This is a genomic window from Halogranum amylolyticum, assembly GCF_900110465.1.
GTDB lineage: Archaea > Halobacteriota > Halobacteria > Halobacteriales > Haloferacaceae > Halogranum > Halogranum amylolyticum.
The window spans coordinates 447,794-463,380 of sequence record NZ_FODV01000002.1 but is presented as its reverse complement, the minus strand read 5'-3'; the positions used below and the strand labels follow the sequence as shown (position 1 = coordinate 463,380).

Below are 15,587 nucleotides of genomic sequence, written 5' to 3'. Positions count from 1 at the left end.
AGTGAGTAGCACGTAGCTATGATCTCTCTGACGATGGATATGGTGCAGTACGACTGCCCGTACATCGCCGTCACCGACGACGTCGACGTCTCCTTCTACACGATGCACTGGGACTTCAACGCCGCCCGGGAGACGTTGGAGACGCGTATCCTCGTCGAGGGAGACGACCGAGGTGCGTTGACAAACGGGCTGGGTGCACTGGGCGAACAGACGGGGATGCGCGAGTTCGACCTCCTCTCTCGACAGGGGGAGTCGGCCGTCATCAAATCCGACATCGAGCAGACGAACGCGATGAAGGTCATCCGCGAGAACGACGGCTACATCACTGGGCCGTTCCGCATCCGCGAGGGGAGCGAACTGTGGAACGTCGGCTTCGACACGGGCGACGCGGCGGACGACGCGCTGGCGGAACTCGAACGCGAGAACGACTTCTCGGTCGAGGCGCGCAACGCCACCTCGCTGGACGACTATCTCGACATCGTCCAGAACGTCGACCCGGCGAAGGAGCTGCTCGACGGCTGTCGGGCGCTCTCCGAGGTGGAACGGCAGACGCTCGAACGCGCCGTCGAGGGGGGGTACTTCCAGACGCCGCGAGATGCGACGCTCGGAACGCTCGCCGAGGAGTTCGACGTCTCGAAGACCGCCGCCTCGAAGAACCTGCGTCGGAGCGAACAGAAGGTGTTGGAGCGGGTCATCTCGGCGGCGTCGAGCCTCGACGAGACGGCGGTGACGGAACGGGAGTGAAGAGACGCCTCTCTGATTTCGGGTGCTCGAGACGGTCGATCGGCGGCTTCGGTTCCGGTCTCGAATTCAGCGTAACTGGTTCGCTGTTCACGTCTGTGGGAGACCACTAGTAGAGGGGTACTCCTACCACAGACTCGGTCTCCGTCTTCGAGCCGGTCGCGACAACTTCTCCGGTCTTTGTTAGAAGTCGTGTGCTGAATAGAAAAGATTGTGTCTGACAGATTATATTCTCGCTTGCTCTCCGAGCCATCGCCCGATCCCCGTCACTGGCTGTGCCGGGGTTGTATCGCTGTCCGCGAAGCGGACCCGACTACTTCTGGCTGGGTACGGCCTGTACGTCCGACTCCCCGGTCTCCGCTCGACGGTACGTGTTGACCCCCAGGACCCGATTTAACGGGCACTTCTGGACGAGTCCAGTGACCAGTAGTATCGTTCCGATGAGGAACACGGCCACCGAGGTGAGCGCTTGGGGTAACGGGCCGACTGCGAGGGCCAACATGCCAGCGTAGCCAGCGATTCCTGTCAGGACCAGGAGGGGCCCGACGATGAGACGAGCAGTGCGGTCCATGCCACCGACGTTTTTCTTCATAATATCTTCCTCGTACACGTACTACGCGCTCGTAGCGGATAAACCGCGCAGTCGATTCTCTCAGACTGGGAATTCAATGCGGACTCGTTCAGTGCGGCCGTCCGGAAACTCGAACCATCTCGGATGCGTGCGGTTGCAACTGTCACGGCCCACGGTCTCGGATCGGGTCCCGATACGTCTCCGAACTCGAGTTCGAGGGACGGTCGTCGACGTCCAACTGGTGTTCGACGCGCGCTCTATTCGGCACGACAGCTGAGGCTTCCCTCGTTGCTGTCGGGCTGTGGCTGCTGAAGAACGAGTGCCGAGCCTCTCGGACGAGATATGGTGCCCAGACGTTTCACACGGATGCAGGAGAAGACCTGCTCCGCCGTGCACAGGCACGGAGATACCTCCGAGAGAGATGGAAGCAGCACTGTCCGCACCGACTCGCGAGCGAACTACGCTCGCGAATGTAACGAGTAGGCGATCAACAGGACGCCGAGGAACTGGAACAGTCGCGTGACGAGCGTGAGCAGTTGCTGATACTGCAGACCGAGATATCCCTCCCGGAGGAGCAGCGAGCCGACGAAGGCGATGCTGAACGCGACGGCCGTGAGGAGAAACAGACCCAGAGAGAGCGCCTGCATCGGTCGGCTGTCGTGGCGACGATATCCGCGATAGGCCTGGTATCCCACGTAGCTACCGACGAGCGTCGACCCGAGGGCGAGCGCGACGATGACCCAGTCGACGACGGCGGCCACGGGAACGGGAGCCATCTCAGAGGTCCTCCCACATCTTCGTGAAGCGGTCGGCGGTGTCGCTCTCCGCCTCTCCGGGAAACGCGTCGCCGTCGGTGCGCGTCACGGCCGCCTCGAAGGATCCGGTGTCCAACTCGATAGAGACCTCCGAGAGCGTTGCCGTGTAGACGCTGTAGTGGTTGTTACTGGTCTGGACCTTGGTCTGTTCGTCGAGAAGACCGTACGCTCGTAGCTGTTCCACCCGGCGGTAGACCGTCGGTTTGGACATCTCACATTCGTCGGCGAGCTGTTGTGCAGACATGGGTTTGATACTCGTCGCTGCGAGGATGTCCCGGGCGTACTCGTCGCTGAGGATGTCGAGAATCTCATCCAGTGCCGGATCCTCACTCACGGTTCGGTCGAACGACTGCCTGTCGGGTTAATATGCCCACGGGTTTCGAACACGGACGGTCGCGGCGGCCGGTTCGAGACGGGAGTACGGCGGGCTGTCGGAGCGGTACGTCGATACCTTGGAGGGGCTGATGCGTCAGCAGTGACCACAATGGGGCGGAGTGCGCTGTCAGAGGGCACGTCACGATACTACCGGGAAGGGCAGCACGTCTTCGGCTCGGCGAGGCCCCATTGCAGTTCGACCGATGGGCCGGCGGATGATATAAAAAGGGGGCGAGTTTCTGACCCAGAAGTTCGCGAGGTCTCAGGCTCGACAGTCCACTGACCGGGCGACTTCGGTCAAGCGATCCGCCTCGACGCCGGTTCCTCGGACGGTGTAGCCGTAGCCGTTACAGTTCCACGAGAGCGAGGTGGTCGGCCCGTAGTCGAAGGTCGCCGGCCGGCCGTCGATCGTCACGTCGCGCTCGTCGGGGTCGATGTCGAGCGTGTAGCTGAACTTCGCGACCGTGAGATCGCGTCCGTCGGCGGCGTATCGGAGTCCGACCCCGTCGATTCGGCCGGTCGTTCGCGTGGCGTAGACCAGTTCGAACGCGGGCGGTACAGTCGGCTCCGGCACCGAGATCGAACTCTGCGCCTCCAGGTCGGCGCTACTCCGGTACCACTCAGTGTCGGGAGTGTCCGGCCGCCGTACCGTCGTGTCGGCGTCTACCTCGGGGCGGAACGCGTCCGCCGACACCTGCGCGTCGAACGTTACGTTCGTGTACGTGGTCGTCACCGACCGTCGGGTACCGTCGTCGATCCACGCCGTCTGCTGGCGCAGTGGGTAGAACCGTTCGGCGTCGACCCACAGCCGCTGTCGGTAGTGAGCCTCGCTCCGGTTGGCCGCAGAGGAGACGTCGAGCACGTACGCGTCTCGCCCGCCGACGGTATCGGTTTCGACGAACTCGACGGCATAACTACTGTTCGCGTCGGATTGAGGGGTGACCCCGGCGTGTCGCGGCAGGGCGGGTAACGGCGACACGCCGACGGATTGCGGTCGACCGGCGTCGTCGGTCAGTCCCGCAGCCGCGACGAGCTGTTGGAGTCGAGTGGCCGTCCCCTCGGTCGGCGGTCCGGTCAACTCGATGGCGGTCACGGCGTTTCGGTCGGTATCGTGGAGCCAGAGCGTCGACCCGTTCGAGACCTGCAGTTCGTACTGTCGGTCCGACGCGTTCCGGAAGCGAACCCGTCTCTGGTCGGTTCCGGGGACGAGCGTGACGTCGGCGACGTTCCGGGACGTGACAGTGTCGTTAGTTCGCATCACGACTGTCTGGGTTCCAGTGAGCGTATCGACGGAGCGGTAGCGCTCTGTCACGTTCGCGTCGACCGAGGGGCTGGTATCTCCTATCGCACCCCCCGACGTCCAGAGGACTGCGGGAAGCGCGACGCCGAGGAGCACGAGCGCGACGAGTGTGCGTCGGTCGAATCGGAGTGGAGGGCGAGTCATGCTAGTAGCACGCTGAGTGGAGGTTTGACCGCGTGTCGGATAACTGGTTGGTAAAGAGTTCCGCACGCCCGGCAGTCGGATCCCGCCGGAACTCCGTAACAGTGGGACCAGAAACGAGCTACTTCCGAGACAGCTCTCAGCGCAGCGGACGGAACCAACTAGTTCTGTGAAACGTCACGTACCGAGAGGTCGGCGGATCGGTCGCGACGGGGAACGCACTGGGCGACTCAAGAACGATACAGATAGAGAACGACCAGTAAGAACAGTAACAGTGGAACGAACGGTGCTGCAGCTTCGAGCGGGACCAAGAACAGCACGACGACGGCGACGACGACGAACTCGAGTACGACCAGAAGGCTGACGACCTCGGAAGAATCGGCCATCTATCGATAACTCCCCTTCTGAGGACGCTGTCGTCGGGACGTAATCAAAGTAGTGTCACTCGCGCCGAACGTCCGCTCTCGGAGACGCGACGAGACGGAACCGGTGCTCAAAACAGGCTGCGCTGCTCTTCGACGTCGACGTCGACGTGTGCCACCCGCTCGTCGGCCGCCAGCGACTCGACGACGTCGCGCTGACTGTCGCCGTCGCTCGTGTTCGAGAGCGTCCACGACTGTTCTCCGCCGTCGTCTTCCCACGTCAGCGTCAGCGACGCTCGTCGGAAGCGCGACCCCTCGTCGAGTTCGATACTACGAACGTCTGCCAGCGGAACCGCGAAGTTCTCCTCGTTCAGCGCGAGCAGGTCGTCTAGTTCACTCCGCTCGATCTCACGGCGACCGGTCTCGCCGACGTCCGCCCGAAGCAGCAGTGAGGAGAACGACTCGCCCACGAAACACCAGACGAGTCGCTCGTCGGTGACGACCACCTCCCAGAACTCCAGGGAGGTCGGTCGCTGCCGGAACCACTGTGTGAACCGGGCGAGTCGTTCTTCGGCCATCAGCGCTCGAGGAGGATCGCGATGTCCTTCGGTACCGTTCGGCCCTCCTGCGTCGCCAGCGACACGCCGACGAAGAGGACGATGGTGACGAGCAGTGCGACCGTTCCGACCGGGAAGCCGGAGGTGAACGGGTAGAGCGCCATGACGTTCTCGGCGACGCCCGGTAGCCCGGCGACGTCGGCGATGCGCGGCACCGCGCTGAACAGGAGGTTGATGGCGAGCCCGCCGACGATGGCCACGACGGCACCCTCACTCGTCGCTCCCTTCCAGTTCAGCCCGAGCGCCGCGATAGCGACGAAGGCGGCCGCGAAGAACCCCCAACCGATGGTTCCGAGGATGCCGACGAGCGTCTCCGAGTAGAAGACGATGAGCGTCGACATGACTGTCAGCCCGGCGAGCGCTCCCTGCGTCACGCGGAGTTCGGTCCGGTCGTCCTCGATGGGGCGGCCGAGCGCCCGCGGGATGTCCCGGGAGACGGCCGCCGCCCCGATGTTGAGGAACGAGTCGCTGGTGCTCATGATGGCCGCGAGCAGTGCGGCGAGGATGAGTCCCGCGACGACGCCGGGAGTGTGTTCGAGGACGAACACCGGGCCGACGACGGACGCGCTCTTCGGTGCGGCGGTCTGGCCCGCCTCGACCATCGCCCGCATCGACAGCCCGGTCGAGAACGCCAGTAGGCTGGAGATGGCGTAAGTCACCGCCGCGATGGGTGCGCCCCACCGGAGTATCTTGAGGTTCTTCGACATGTAGAACTTCGTGATGAGGTGGGGCTGTCCCGCCGCGCCGAGCGAGAACAGGATCCACCAGCCGAGACCGACGAACACGGCTGCGGCGGGTTCGCCGAGCGCGCCGAACGGCGAGATGAGCGCCGGATCGGCGCTGGCGAGGTTCCGGGAGATGTTCTCCATCCCGCCACCGAACCCGAGTGCGAACGCGAACACGAGCACCGAGCCGACGATCATCGTGATGGCCTGCACGAAGTCGGTCCAGACGCCGGCGATCATCCCGCCGAGCATACTGTAGAGCAGCAGGATGGCTGCGCCGATGAACAGCCCCCAGATGACGGGGAGACCGAAGATGGCACGCATCACGTACTGTAACGCCGCGAGGTTGGTCGCGAGGTAGGCGACGACGCCGACGACGACCGCGACGCCCGTCAGTCCTCGAACCGCGTCGCTCTCGTAGCGGACGTACATCCCGTCGGCGAGCGTCATCACGTTCCGGATGTCCGCGAGGATGCGCATCCGCTTGGCCAGCAGCACCCACGTGACGACGAACCCCAGCGGCGCGGTGAAGAAGATCCACAGCGCCGTCGTCCCGAACGAGTAGACGAGTTCGGGGCCGCCGACGAAGCCGAACCCCGACTGGATGACCGAGAACGCCGTGAGCGCGAGCACCCACGTCCCGATCGACTTGCCGGTGATGAGGAAGTCGCTCGTGCTCTCGGTCTGCATGTAGCCCCAGACGCCGATGCCGAGGACGAGAAGCATGTAGAGGCCGCCGAAGAACAGGACGAACGGACTGTCGGCGATGGGGATCGCCTGCAGGACGGTCGACGTCATTGGTCGTCACCTCCGTCCGCCTCGACGCGGGTCGACAGCGGGAGGCTCCGTCCCCGCTGTGCCTCGCGTGCGTCGTCCATTATACCGTCGACGACCTCGTCGTCGCCGATCCGTGCGAAGACAAACGCGTAGTAGAACGCCCCGAGGATGGGCAGCAGCCAGATACAGACGACGTAGACGAGTGTCGCCGTCGGCAGTCCCAGCACGTAGCTGTACGACGTCACCGAGGGGTTCCACAGCAGCCAGATGCCGGTGAAGCCGGCCGCGAACACGACCGTCCATCCGACGACCAGCCCGTTGTACGGGGCGACGTTCAGTTCGCTCGCGTTGCGTTCGATAGAGGCGGCCGCGATCGACCCGACCAGCAGTCCGATCGCCAGATACGAGAAGACTCGATACGCCTGTACCGCAGCGGCGACCAGCAACGCCGCGGCGAGCAGGGCGAGGACGCCCATCAGCGTGTTTCGTGTGCCATGTGTTTCCACCATGCCTACTTGGAACAGGGTAGCGAGCGGCGAAAAACGGGCGGTTGATATGTAAACGATCGGTCCGTCGGTGCGCCGTTCCGTCCGGTCCCGTCTCGGTCACTCGCCGCGGACGCAGCGCTCGACGTCGGCGAGCGACTTCATCTCGAGGACGTTGTACTCGGCGCCGATCGCTGCGGCCACCTCCCGGAACGTCGGTAACGGGTCGTGGTCGTCGCCGGTGCCGTCGTTGTCGTGGAGGTGGGCGACCCGAATACGGTCGCCGAAGCGGTCGACGAACGCCCGGTAGTCGACGCCGGTCGCCTTCGCGTGGCCGACGTCGAGCGTGACGCCGAGAGCGGTCGCGTCGGCACCGACGTCGTCGAGGAGGGCGGCGAGTCGCTCCGGCGTCGACGTGTGTCGCCGTCGACGTGCCGTCTCGCGTTGGTTCTCGAGACACAGGGGGACGCCGACGTCGGCGGCGTGAGTCGCACACGCTCGGAGCGACCGAACCGCCTGTTCACGGGAGTGGTCCCACACTCGCTCGGGGTAGCGTCTCGGGACGTCGCCGCCGTGGACGACGACCGCTCCCGCTCCGGCCGCGGCGGCGTCGTTCAACGTCTCGACGACCGAGGCGACGGTTCCACGCCGCAGTTGCTCGTTGAGGTTCCCCATGTTGCTGTCGAGGTGGGGCGCGTGAAACGTGTACGTCACGTCGTAGGCGTCGGCGAGGTCACGGAGGTCGGCCGGCGTCGGCGCGTCCGGGGCGACGTCGAGATAGCCACGTCTGATCTCGACGTGCGAGAGCCCCTGTTCGCGGAGAAACAGGACGAACTCCTCGACCGACTCCTCGAACCGCAGATCGAGTGACGCGCCGTAGTGCATCGTCGTGTGTCCGACCGACGGTTAGGCGAGCGAGGAGATAGCGCTGTCCCCTCCGGTGCCGTCACGGATGGTTGTAGCCGATGTGTAAAGAACGTGTTAGTCATACGTGTCGAACCACCGGAACCTGATACGGAGACCCACAGACGTGCGTCAGACAACGGCCCGAAGACACTTACCGGCGTTTCACGTTCGTCTCATCTGACTGGTCGTCACGACAGACAGTCAGTTCAGAGGCATCCGACTCATGACTTCGACTCGACGTACGCTCTTGACTCGTATCGGACTCGCAACCAGTGGCGCTGTCGCCCTCGCCGGCTGTTCCGGGCTCTCCGGTGACGACAGCGACGGCGGCGGCGACAGCGCGGCCGGCGACACTCCCTCGGCCTCCACCACGTCCACCGAGTCCGGCGGTAGCGACGTCGACACTAGCTCCTACGAGAGCGAGGTCGAGAACACGCTGCAGGGCGCAGTCGAACTCGTCTCGCACGGTGCATCCGTCGACGACGGGTCGCTGCGCGTCGAGGCGTCAGTGCGAGTGACCGACGCCGACGCCGTCGACGGCGACATCTATCTCCGCAGCGACGTGAGCTACAGCCAGATCACCGTCGGCAACGACGTCGACATTCTCAGCGAGTACGAGTCCGGCCAGAGCTACGACCTCGCGGCGCAGTTCCCCGACGTCGACCCCGCGAAGGTCAAGAAGTACACGGTCACGCTCGAAGCCGTCCCGAACGAACAGCCGCAGAACTGAACCCACCCGTCCCCTTCCGCCTTCTCTCTCACTCCGCGTCTCCCGGGCGACCGCCGAGTACCGCGCTATAGATTAGATGCATCTAATCTACAGATTCGACCAGTAGTACTATTACATTAGAGTCGGCATCTTCGGTCGAACATGAACGACACGTCCGGTCCAGCGGTGAGCGAGAGAATCTCGCGACGACAGGCGTTGGTCGCCGGTTCCGGCCTTCTGACGACCGGCCTGGCGGGGTGTCTCGCCAGCGGTGACGAGAACGGTGGAAGTACCGAGCACACGCAGAGCGACGAGTCCGGCGACGGACCAGTCGCCGTCGCGTCGTTCTTCAGTTTCTACGACTTCGGACGAAAGATCGCACGCGACACCCCGGTTCGGGTCAGAAACCTCGTTCCGACCGGTCTCCACGGCCACGGTTGGGAACCGAACGCGAGCGTCACGAGAGACATCATCGAGGCGGACGCGTTCGTCCACGTCGGAGAGGACTTCCAACCGTGGGCCGACCGCGCGATTCAGACACTGAAAGACGACGAGGTGGGGACGCAACTCATAAACGTCCGCGAGGGAGTCGAACTCGTCGACCTCGCCGCCAGTCTCGACAGAGACGAGGAGGGCGTCGGCGAGGGGAGAGGGAAAGACCCCCACTTCTGGCTCGACCCACGACGAGCGAAGACGTCGGTCGACAACATCACCGAGGGGTTCGTCGAACTCGCCCCGGACCACGAGGAGACGTTCCGAGCGAACGCCTCGGCCTACAAGACGGACGTCCTCGACCGCATCGACCGCGACTACCAGCGGATCTTCGACGAGGCGTCGAAGAGCGTCGTCCAACTGGCCGCACACAACGCGTTCCAGTACATCGGTGCACGGTACGGCGTCGAGATGCGGCCGCTCGTGTTCAACCTCGCGGCGAGCGGCGACGTCAAACCCTCCGACATCACGAAGGCGAAAGAGACGATTCAGACGAACGACATCAGATACATCGGTGCCGGCGTCTTCGAGACACGGAAGCCGGCGAGACAGCTACTCGCCGAGACGTCCGTTGAGGGCTACTTCCCGGTGACGCCGTACGCCGGCGTCCGGAAGGAGTGGGTCGAGAACGAGTGGGGGTACGAAGAGATCGCCGACAACATCAATATGCCCACCTTCGAGGTCGTTCTCGGCAACGAGACACCCGAAGAAGCCGGTCCCGACGGGTGGGCCGAGCAGTGGAGGAACTTCGAATGAGTCTCACCGGCGAACGAGCGCGCCGCAACGGTGCCACTACCGACGCGCCGGTCGTCTCGCTCACCGACGTGACGTTCGGCTACACCGCCACGCCGGTCGTCGAAGACGTCTCGCTCCGCATCACTCCCGGCGAGTACGTCGCCGTCGTCGGTCCGAACGGCTCCGGGAAGTCGACGCTGATGAAGCTCATGCTCGGTCTCCTCACGCCCGACGAGGGGACGGCACGGCTGTTCGGTGACCCGTCGCACCGGTTCGACGACGGTGCCCGCATCGGCTACGTCGCTCAGCACGCCAGCGCGTCGAAGGAGATGCCCATCACCGTCCGCGAGGTCGTGAAGATGGGCCGGTTCCCGCACGTCGGCTTCGGGCGACTCTCCGCAGAGGACCGCGCGATCGTCGACCGCGCGCTCGACACGGTCGGGATGAGTTCGTTCGCGGACCGTCGCGTGACACAGCTCTCCGGTGGGCAGCGACAGCGGGCGTTCATCGCTCGGGCGCTCGCCGGTGAGGCCGACCTGCTCGTCCTCGACGAACCGACGGTCGGTGTCGACGCCGAGTCCGTCGAGGCGTTCTACGACCTGCTCGACGCGCTCAACGCGGCGGGGATCACGATTCTGCTCATCGAACACGACCTGAGCGCCGTCACCCAACAGGCCGAGCGGGTCGTCTGCCTCAACCGCGAGGTCTACTTCGACGGCCCGACCGCGGAGTTCGTCGAGAGCGACGCGCTCGCTCGGGCCTTCGGCACGGCGGCGAACTTCGTGGGTGAGAACCGATGACGGGACTGCTCGCGGTGGCGCTGCAGGGCAGTCCGCTGGACCCCGTCTTCGCTCCGCTGTACTGGCTGCTCGGCATCTGGTCGGAGCTGCTGTTCTGGCTCGCCGGGACGACCGGGCTCGAACTCCTGCAGTACCGATTCATGCACCGGGCCATCATCGTCGGGCTCTGCATCGGGGTGATGGCGCCGCTCATCGGGACGTTCCTCGTCCACCGGCAGCTCGCGCTCATCGGCGACGCGCTGGCACACACCGCCTTCGCGGGAGTCGCGGTCGGGCTGTTTATCAACGCCGTCCTCGAGTTGAACGTCTCGCCGTACCTGACGGCGGTCGTCGTCGCGATGATCGCCGCCTTGCTCATCGAACTCATCTCGGAGGCGACCGACGCCTACAACGACGTCTCGATGGCCATCGTGCTCTCGACGGGGTTCGCACTCGGGTCGACGCTCATCAGCATCAACGCCGGTGGACTGGCGGTCGGCGTCAACCAGTTCCTGTTCGGCAATCTCTCGACCGTCTCGGCGGAGAACGCGGCCATCCTCCTCGTGTTGTTCGGCATCATCGTCGGGACGGTCGCACTCACCCGGAACCAACTGCTCTACGTGACGTTCGACGAGACGGCCGCTGCGGTGTCCGGTCTCTCGGTGAGTTGGTACAACCGAATCATGGTGATGTTGACCGCGCTGGTTGTCGTCGGTGCGATGCAGATCATGGGCGTCATCCTCGTCGCCGCGATGCTCGTCGTCCCCGTCGCGGGCGCGGCGCAGGTGTCGCGGAGCTTCTCCGAGTCGCTACTCGTCTCGGTCGTCCTCGCGGAACTCGCCGTGCTGCTCGGCATCGGCGTCGCCTACTACGGTGAGGCGACCGCTGGCGGCGTCATCGTCCTCGTCGCCGTGGCCATCTACGTGGTCACTGTCGCACTCGGGAAGGTGCTCGGGTCGCTCGGCGAGGACACGCCGCTGGAGGTCGGGAGCATCACCGCAGAGGAGGCCGAGGTACACTCGGACTGATCTTCGCCGGACACCGAAACGTCGTCGCCGCCACGAGCGTCCGTCACACCCGCGATGGAAGACGCGCTCCGCCACATCTACCGACTGGCCAGGGACGGCACGGCTGGGTAGCGAACACGGCCGTCGCCGACCGAGCGTCTGCCCCGCCGTCACCGCCTGATCGACGAGGCGGTCACGGATGAACGAGCCGAAGTCACCCCGGATTCGGAGGTTGCGCGGGAATGCGACGGTGACCCGCTCGGCGGGGTCGACGTCGGTCGGTTCGACCGCGACTGTGTCGTCGATACCGACGTTCGCCGCCTGCCGGAGTCGACCGTCGATGCGGACGACGCCGCGACCGGCGTCGCTCACGTCCCTCGGCCAGACGCGGGCGACGGTTCAGCCGCCACCGCCTTCGATGGTGACGAAGTCGCCACCGCTGACGCCGAGTTCCCGCATCGCTTCTCGGTCGATCACGGCCATCCCGTTGCCTGGTTCTCTGTTCTTGTGCTGTTTGACCGTGAGACGCATCGCTCTCACCTCGGTTCGGACGCGAAAAATCGGCTCTCGGTCGCTACCGCTTCGGCTGTCGTTCCGTCAGCCCTGGATCTCGATTTCGGTACCGCTGACGGTGGCACCTCTCATCACCGGCAGCCGGACTTCGAGGATGCCGTTGGTGTACTTCGCCGTGATCTCGTCTTCGGCGACGTCCTTCGGGAAGCGGAACCGCCGGTGATACGTCTCGCGCCTGTCGCGCTGCTCGTCTTCGTGCTCGGCGACGATGTTGAGGACGCCGTCGCTCCACGACACGTTCATCTCGTCGGGCTCGAAGCCCGGCATCTCGACGCTCAGAACGAACTCGTCTTCCGCTTCGTACAGCTCGTAGTCGTTGTCACCGGTCTCGAACAGTTGGCTCGGGAACCCTGTTCGCTGAAGCCACGAGGTAGCGGGACCTGTCGGTAGGGCCATAGCTCGTCACCTCGATTCCATCCGGTAGTATGCGCGCGGGTCTAAATGAATATTACTGATGCTTTTCGGCCAGTTCGAGCTGCAATCAGACGACGTCGTTCGCCTGCCACCGCGTCGAGGCGGCGGCGTAGGCGCGCCGGAGTTCGCTCACAAGCGACTCCCCGCCGAGGACGGCGAACCCGGCGAAGATGGTCACGAAGCCGACCAGCGTGAGCGCCGAGATGGACTCGCCGAGCAGCACCGACCCGCCGAGCGTGGCGACGATGGGGACCACGTAGAAGACGAGGTTCCCCTGAATCGCACCGACGTCGTCGAGTAGGCCGAAGTAGGTGATGTAGGCCGCCGCCCCGGCGAAGACGCCGACGTAGCCGAGCGCGACGAGCGCCGTCGGCGTCCACGTCACCGCCGCCAGCGACTCGCCGCTGACGCCGCTAAGTGTGTGGGTGAGGCCCGCGCTGACGGGGAGCGCCCACGCCGTCCGTGCGGTGCTCGACAGATCGGTGTCGGCCCACCGGACGAGGACGCTCCCGAGCGCCCCGCTGACCGCGCCCAGGAACACGATCCCCTTTCCGAGCGCGCCGCCGCCGAGCAGCGTCGCCGGGTCCGGTTGGACGACGAGGGCGACGCCGATCAGTCCGACGACCATCCCGATCGCCCCCCGGCGCGAGAGCCGTTCGTCCGCGAGCAACACCGCCGCGAACACCGGCGTCAGGATGGGGTTGAGGCTGAAGATGATCGACCCCACGGCGCTCGAGACGTACTGCTGACCGACGAAGAGGAAGGCGTTGGCGAGTCCGATGACGAACACGCCGGTCGCCAGCACCCCGACGACGTCACGGACCGTCCGGGGGAGCAACTCGTCGCGCGGTGTCGTCGCGACGGCGTACCCGAGGAGGACGACGGCGGCGATGTCGAACCGGAAGGCGACGAACAGCAGCGGCGGGAAGTAGTCGAGTCCCGCCTTCGCCGCGACGAACGTCCCTCCGAAGAAGACGCTCGTGAGCAGGAACAGCACGAGTCGACGGCGCGTTCCGTTCACTGTCCACCTCCACCGACGGTGCCGGCCGCGAGGGCCGATCCGTCGTCAGTCTGCGAGTGTTGTCTCATTACTCTTCGGTACGCACGCCGGGGTTAAACATTTATTCAGAAATAAATTCACGGTAAGAAATGTGCCCATCGCTTGCCCGCAATTCACTCCATGAAACTATTTCACGACACGAAAGCCGTATCCCGGTGCGGCTCGACAGCTTCGGTATGGAGTCTGCGCTCTCGGAGATCGAGTTTCTCGCGCTCTCGCCGAACCGGGTCGAGACGTTGCGGCTACTGGCCGACCGGCCGCACACGCGGCGCGAACTGGTCGCGGAGACTGGCGCGTCACAGCCGACGGTGGGGCGGATTCTCGGCGACTTTGAGGAGCGGTCGTGGGTCGTCCGCGACGGCGGCGAGTACCGGACGACGGCGACCGGGACGCTGGTCGCCCAGGGGTTCGACGACCTGCTCTCCATCGTCGACACCGAGGAGAAACTCCGGCCAGTCGTCCGGTGGCTTCCGACCGACGCCATCGGGTTCGACCTCGAACGGCTGGCCGACGCGACGATCACCACCCCGAGTCAGGTGCGACCGAACGCGCCGGTCAAGCGGGCACTCGACCTCCTGGGCGACGCCGAGGAGGTCCGCATCTTCTCCTACGCGTTCAACGAACAGAGCCTCGACGTCATCACCGACCGGACGGCTGCCGGCCAACAGCGGTTCGAGGGTGTCTTCTCGTCGTCGGCCATCGACGCCATCGCCGACGACTCGCGACTGCGACAGCAGCTCCACGAACTGCTCACCGCCGAGCACGCCTCGATCCGCATCACGGACGAGGAGATTCCGGTCGCGGCGACGGTCGCCGACTCCGTCGTCCACCTCTTCTTACGCGACGACCGGGGACTGTTGCAGGCCTCGCTCGACGTCGACGACCCAGCCGTGCTCGCGTGGGCCGACGAGACGTTCGCCCGGTACTGGGAGACGGCGACGCCGCTCGACCCCGAACAGCTGTAGGAGTCGACATCCGGTCGTCGGCGACGCGTCGGTCGATCTCCTGCCGCGGTTGGTCTCCAGTGCGGCCCCCAATGGTACGAGTCGCGGTCTCTGTAACATTATCCACTGAATGTGAACATTTTAGTAGGACGAACAGTATGGCTGTACTACCTATGAGCGACACGGTCTGTTTTCGCCTCGAAAACGATACTTCGCGGGAGTCTCTGAGCACTGTCCTCTTCGATGCCCTCGCGGAGGCCCGCGGCGTCGAGCCGAGCGATCTGGATCTGTGTGTCTATCACTACGTCGACCCGAGTGCGCTAGACGGGTTGTTCGACTCGTCGACACCCGGGATCTGTCGACAGGGGACGATCTCCTTCCCCGTCGAGACGTTCCAAGTGACGATCGCCGTCGAGACCGACGGAACCGCCGAGGTCCGCGTCGAACCCCACTCGCCGGTCTCCGAGGAGCGGTCGAACCCCTCCGTCGCCTCCGCGAACGCCCCCTGATCCGGTCATCCTCCCGTCGCTAGCGCTGCGAACGAGACTCCGAGAGACGCCCTTCGATGGACTACTCTAACACTCACTCCCACGTCGACGGTTCGACGAGACTCACCGAGTACGAGGACCGCTACGGCACTGTCGTCCTGCTCGAGGATCCGACGCGAGCCGGCGCGTGGCTCCTCTCGACGTACTCGGTCCCCGTCGAGCGATAGATCGCGTCTCGCCCTCTGACCGACGCCCCCGGAACGCGACCACTCGGGGGGTACTACTCAGGCCGTATATTCATGGTGGATGACGTCTCAGTAGTACGTGATGCGAGCCACCGATACGCCACTCACGGGACTCGAAACCGACGCGTTCGAGCGCATCCGTCGCCGTGCGACCCGAACGGACGGTGAGCTGACGCGCACGGAGGTGCTCGGTGTCATCGACGAAGAGGACACCGAAGACGCGGCCCACCTCCTCGAACGGTTGCTCCTGAAGGGCTATCTCTACGAGGTCGACGGCGTCGTCCGAGTGACCTGAACGCCGCGACCGCGTTCGCCGTTGCCAGCCG

Annotated in this window: 20 protein-coding genes and 1 pseudogene; 9 read left to right on the top strand and 12 right to left on the bottom strand. The window is 65.0% G+C overall.

What is annotated here, in order from left to right; genetic code table 11:
- Positions 1–18 precede the first annotated feature (18 nt).
- Entirely contained in the window at positions 19–744 is a 726-nt protein-coding gene (locus tag BSG17_RS05580; RefSeq protein WP_089821835.1) for a helix-turn-helix domain-containing protein, read from the top strand.
- Positions 745–1,054: 310 nt separating this feature from the next.
- Here BSG17_RS05580 and BSG17_RS05575 read toward each other — a convergent pair whose 3' ends face one another.
- The 9 genes from BSG17_RS05575 to BSG17_RS05540 all read right to left on the bottom strand — a co-directional run bounded on the left by BSG17_RS05575 (position 1,055) and on the right by BSG17_RS05540 (position 7,794).
- Entirely contained in the window at positions 1,055–1,333 is a 279-nt protein-coding gene (locus BSG17_RS05575; protein ID WP_089822021.1) for a YgaP family membrane protein, read from the bottom strand.
- A gap of 437 nt (positions 1,334–1,770) precedes the next feature.
- Entirely contained in the window at positions 1,771–2,088 is a 318-nt protein-coding gene (locus BSG17_RS05570) for a DUF7521 family protein (protein ID WP_089821833.1), read from the bottom strand.
- A gap of 1 nt (position 2,089) precedes the next feature.
- The gene (locus BSG17_RS05565; RefSeq protein ID WP_089821831.1) at positions 2,090–2,461 is read right to left on the bottom strand and encodes an ArsR/SmtB family transcription factor; all 372 of its coding nucleotides are present in this window, start codon (positions 2,459–2,461) and stop codon (positions 2,090–2,092) included.
- A gap of 303 nt (positions 2,462–2,764) precedes the next feature.
- The gene (locus BSG17_RS05560) at positions 2,765–3,946 is read right to left on the bottom strand and encodes a LolA family protein (protein WP_089821829.1); all 1,182 of its coding nucleotides are present in this window, start codon (positions 3,944–3,946) and stop codon (positions 2,765–2,767) included.
- 227 nt (positions 3,947–4,173) lie between these two features.
- A complete protein-coding gene (locus BSG17_RS26790) occupies positions 4,174–4,329 on the bottom strand; it encodes a hypothetical protein (protein ID WP_170864717.1) in 156 nt (51 codons plus the stop codon).
- Positions 4,330–4,436: 107 nt separating this feature from the next.
- Positions 4,437–4,883, bottom strand: coding sequence for a hypothetical protein (locus BSG17_RS05555; protein WP_089821827.1), 447 nt, complete (start codon positions 4,881–4,883; stop codon positions 4,437–4,439).
- Positions 4,883–6,445, bottom strand: coding sequence for a sodium:solute symporter family transporter (locus BSG17_RS05550; protein ID WP_089821825.1), 1,563 nt, complete (start codon positions 6,443–6,445; stop codon positions 4,883–4,885). The genes BSG17_RS05555 and BSG17_RS05550 overlap by 1 nt, the downstream gene beginning before the upstream one ends.
- Positions 6,442–6,933 carry a hypothetical protein gene (locus tag BSG17_RS05545; RefSeq protein ID WP_211609062.1) on the bottom strand — a complete coding sequence of 164 codons (492 nt, stop codon included), beginning with the start codon at positions 6,931–6,933 and terminating at the stop codon, positions 6,442–6,444. Before BSG17_RS05545 ends, BSG17_RS05550 begins: the two co-directional genes overlap by 4 nt.
- Positions 6,934–7,029: 96 nt before the next feature.
- A complete protein-coding gene (locus BSG17_RS05540) occupies positions 7,030–7,794 on the bottom strand; it encodes a sugar phosphate isomerase/epimerase family protein (RefSeq protein ID WP_089821821.1) in 765 nt (254 codons plus the stop codon).
- Positions 7,795–8,062: 268 nt separating this feature from the next.
- On the opposite strand from BSG17_RS05540, the gene BSG17_RS05535 reads away from it, so the two are divergent.
- The 4 genes from BSG17_RS05535 (at position 8,063) to BSG17_RS05520 (ending at position 11,558) form a co-directional block, all read left to right on the top strand.
- Positions 8,063–8,545: a hypothetical protein gene (locus BSG17_RS05535; protein WP_139246554.1), complete on the top strand. Its 483-nt coding sequence runs from the start codon at positions 8,063–8,065 to the stop codon at positions 8,543–8,545.
- A 141-nt stretch (positions 8,546–8,686) separates the two neighbouring features.
- Positions 8,687–9,772 (top strand): metal ABC transporter substrate-binding protein, encoded by a 1,086-nt coding sequence (locus BSG17_RS05530; RefSeq protein ID WP_089821817.1) that lies wholly within the window; start codon positions 8,687–8,689, stop codon positions 9,770–9,772.
- On the top strand, positions 9,769–10,551 hold the full coding sequence (locus BSG17_RS05525; protein ID WP_089821815.1) for a metal ABC transporter ATP-binding protein: 783 nt from the start codon (positions 9,769–9,771) through the stop codon (positions 10,549–10,551). The genes BSG17_RS05530 and BSG17_RS05525 overlap by 4 nt, the downstream gene beginning before the upstream one ends.
- A complete protein-coding gene (locus BSG17_RS05520) occupies positions 10,548–11,558 on the top strand; it encodes a metal ABC transporter permease (protein ID WP_089821814.1) in 1,011 nt (336 codons plus the stop codon). Before BSG17_RS05525 ends, BSG17_RS05520 begins: the two co-directional genes overlap by 4 nt.
- Before the next feature lie 78 nt (positions 11,559–11,636).
- On the opposite strand, the pseudogene BSG17_RS28580 reads toward BSG17_RS05520, so the two are convergent.
- The 3 genes and pseudogenes from BSG17_RS28580 to BSG17_RS05505 all read right to left on the bottom strand — a co-directional run.
- A pseudogene (locus BSG17_RS28580) lies at positions 11,637–12,068 on the bottom strand (AAA family ATPase); the annotation flags it as partial.
- A 66-nt stretch (positions 12,069–12,134) separates the two neighbouring features.
- The gene (locus tag BSG17_RS05510) at positions 12,135–12,506 is read right to left on the bottom strand and encodes an Hsp20/alpha crystallin family protein (RefSeq protein WP_089821812.1); all 372 of its coding nucleotides are present in this window, start codon (positions 12,504–12,506) and stop codon (positions 12,135–12,137) included.
- A gap of 85 nt (positions 12,507–12,591) precedes the next feature.
- The gene (locus BSG17_RS05505) at positions 12,592–13,545 is read right to left on the bottom strand and encodes a DMT family transporter (protein ID WP_089821810.1); all 954 of its coding nucleotides are present in this window, start codon (positions 13,543–13,545) and stop codon (positions 12,592–12,594) included.
- Positions 13,546–13,760: 215 nt separating this feature from the next.
- On the opposite strand from BSG17_RS05505, the gene BSG17_RS05500 reads away from it, so the two are divergent.
- From BSG17_RS05500 to BSG17_RS05490, 4 genes are all read left to right on the top strand, one after another.
- Entirely contained in the window at positions 13,761–14,549 is a 789-nt protein-coding gene (locus tag BSG17_RS05500; RefSeq protein WP_089822019.1) for a helix-turn-helix transcriptional regulator, read from the top strand.
- A 152-nt stretch (positions 14,550–14,701) separates the two neighbouring features.
- Positions 14,702–15,037 (top strand): HalOD1 output domain-containing protein, encoded by a 336-nt coding sequence (locus BSG17_RS05495; RefSeq protein WP_089821808.1) that lies wholly within the window; start codon positions 14,702–14,704, stop codon positions 15,035–15,037.
- A gap of 56 nt (positions 15,038–15,093) precedes the next feature.
- Complete coding sequence (locus tag BSG17_RS26785; protein ID WP_170864716.1) at positions 15,094–15,243, top strand: hypothetical protein; 150 nt, start codon at positions 15,094–15,096, stop codon at positions 15,241–15,243.
- Between the two features lie 100 nt (positions 15,244–15,343).
- Positions 15,344–15,556: a hypothetical protein gene (locus BSG17_RS05490; protein ID WP_089821806.1), complete on the top strand. Its 213-nt coding sequence runs from the start codon at positions 15,344–15,346 to the stop codon at positions 15,554–15,556.
- The last annotated feature ends 31 nt before the right edge of the window (positions 15,557–15,587 follow it).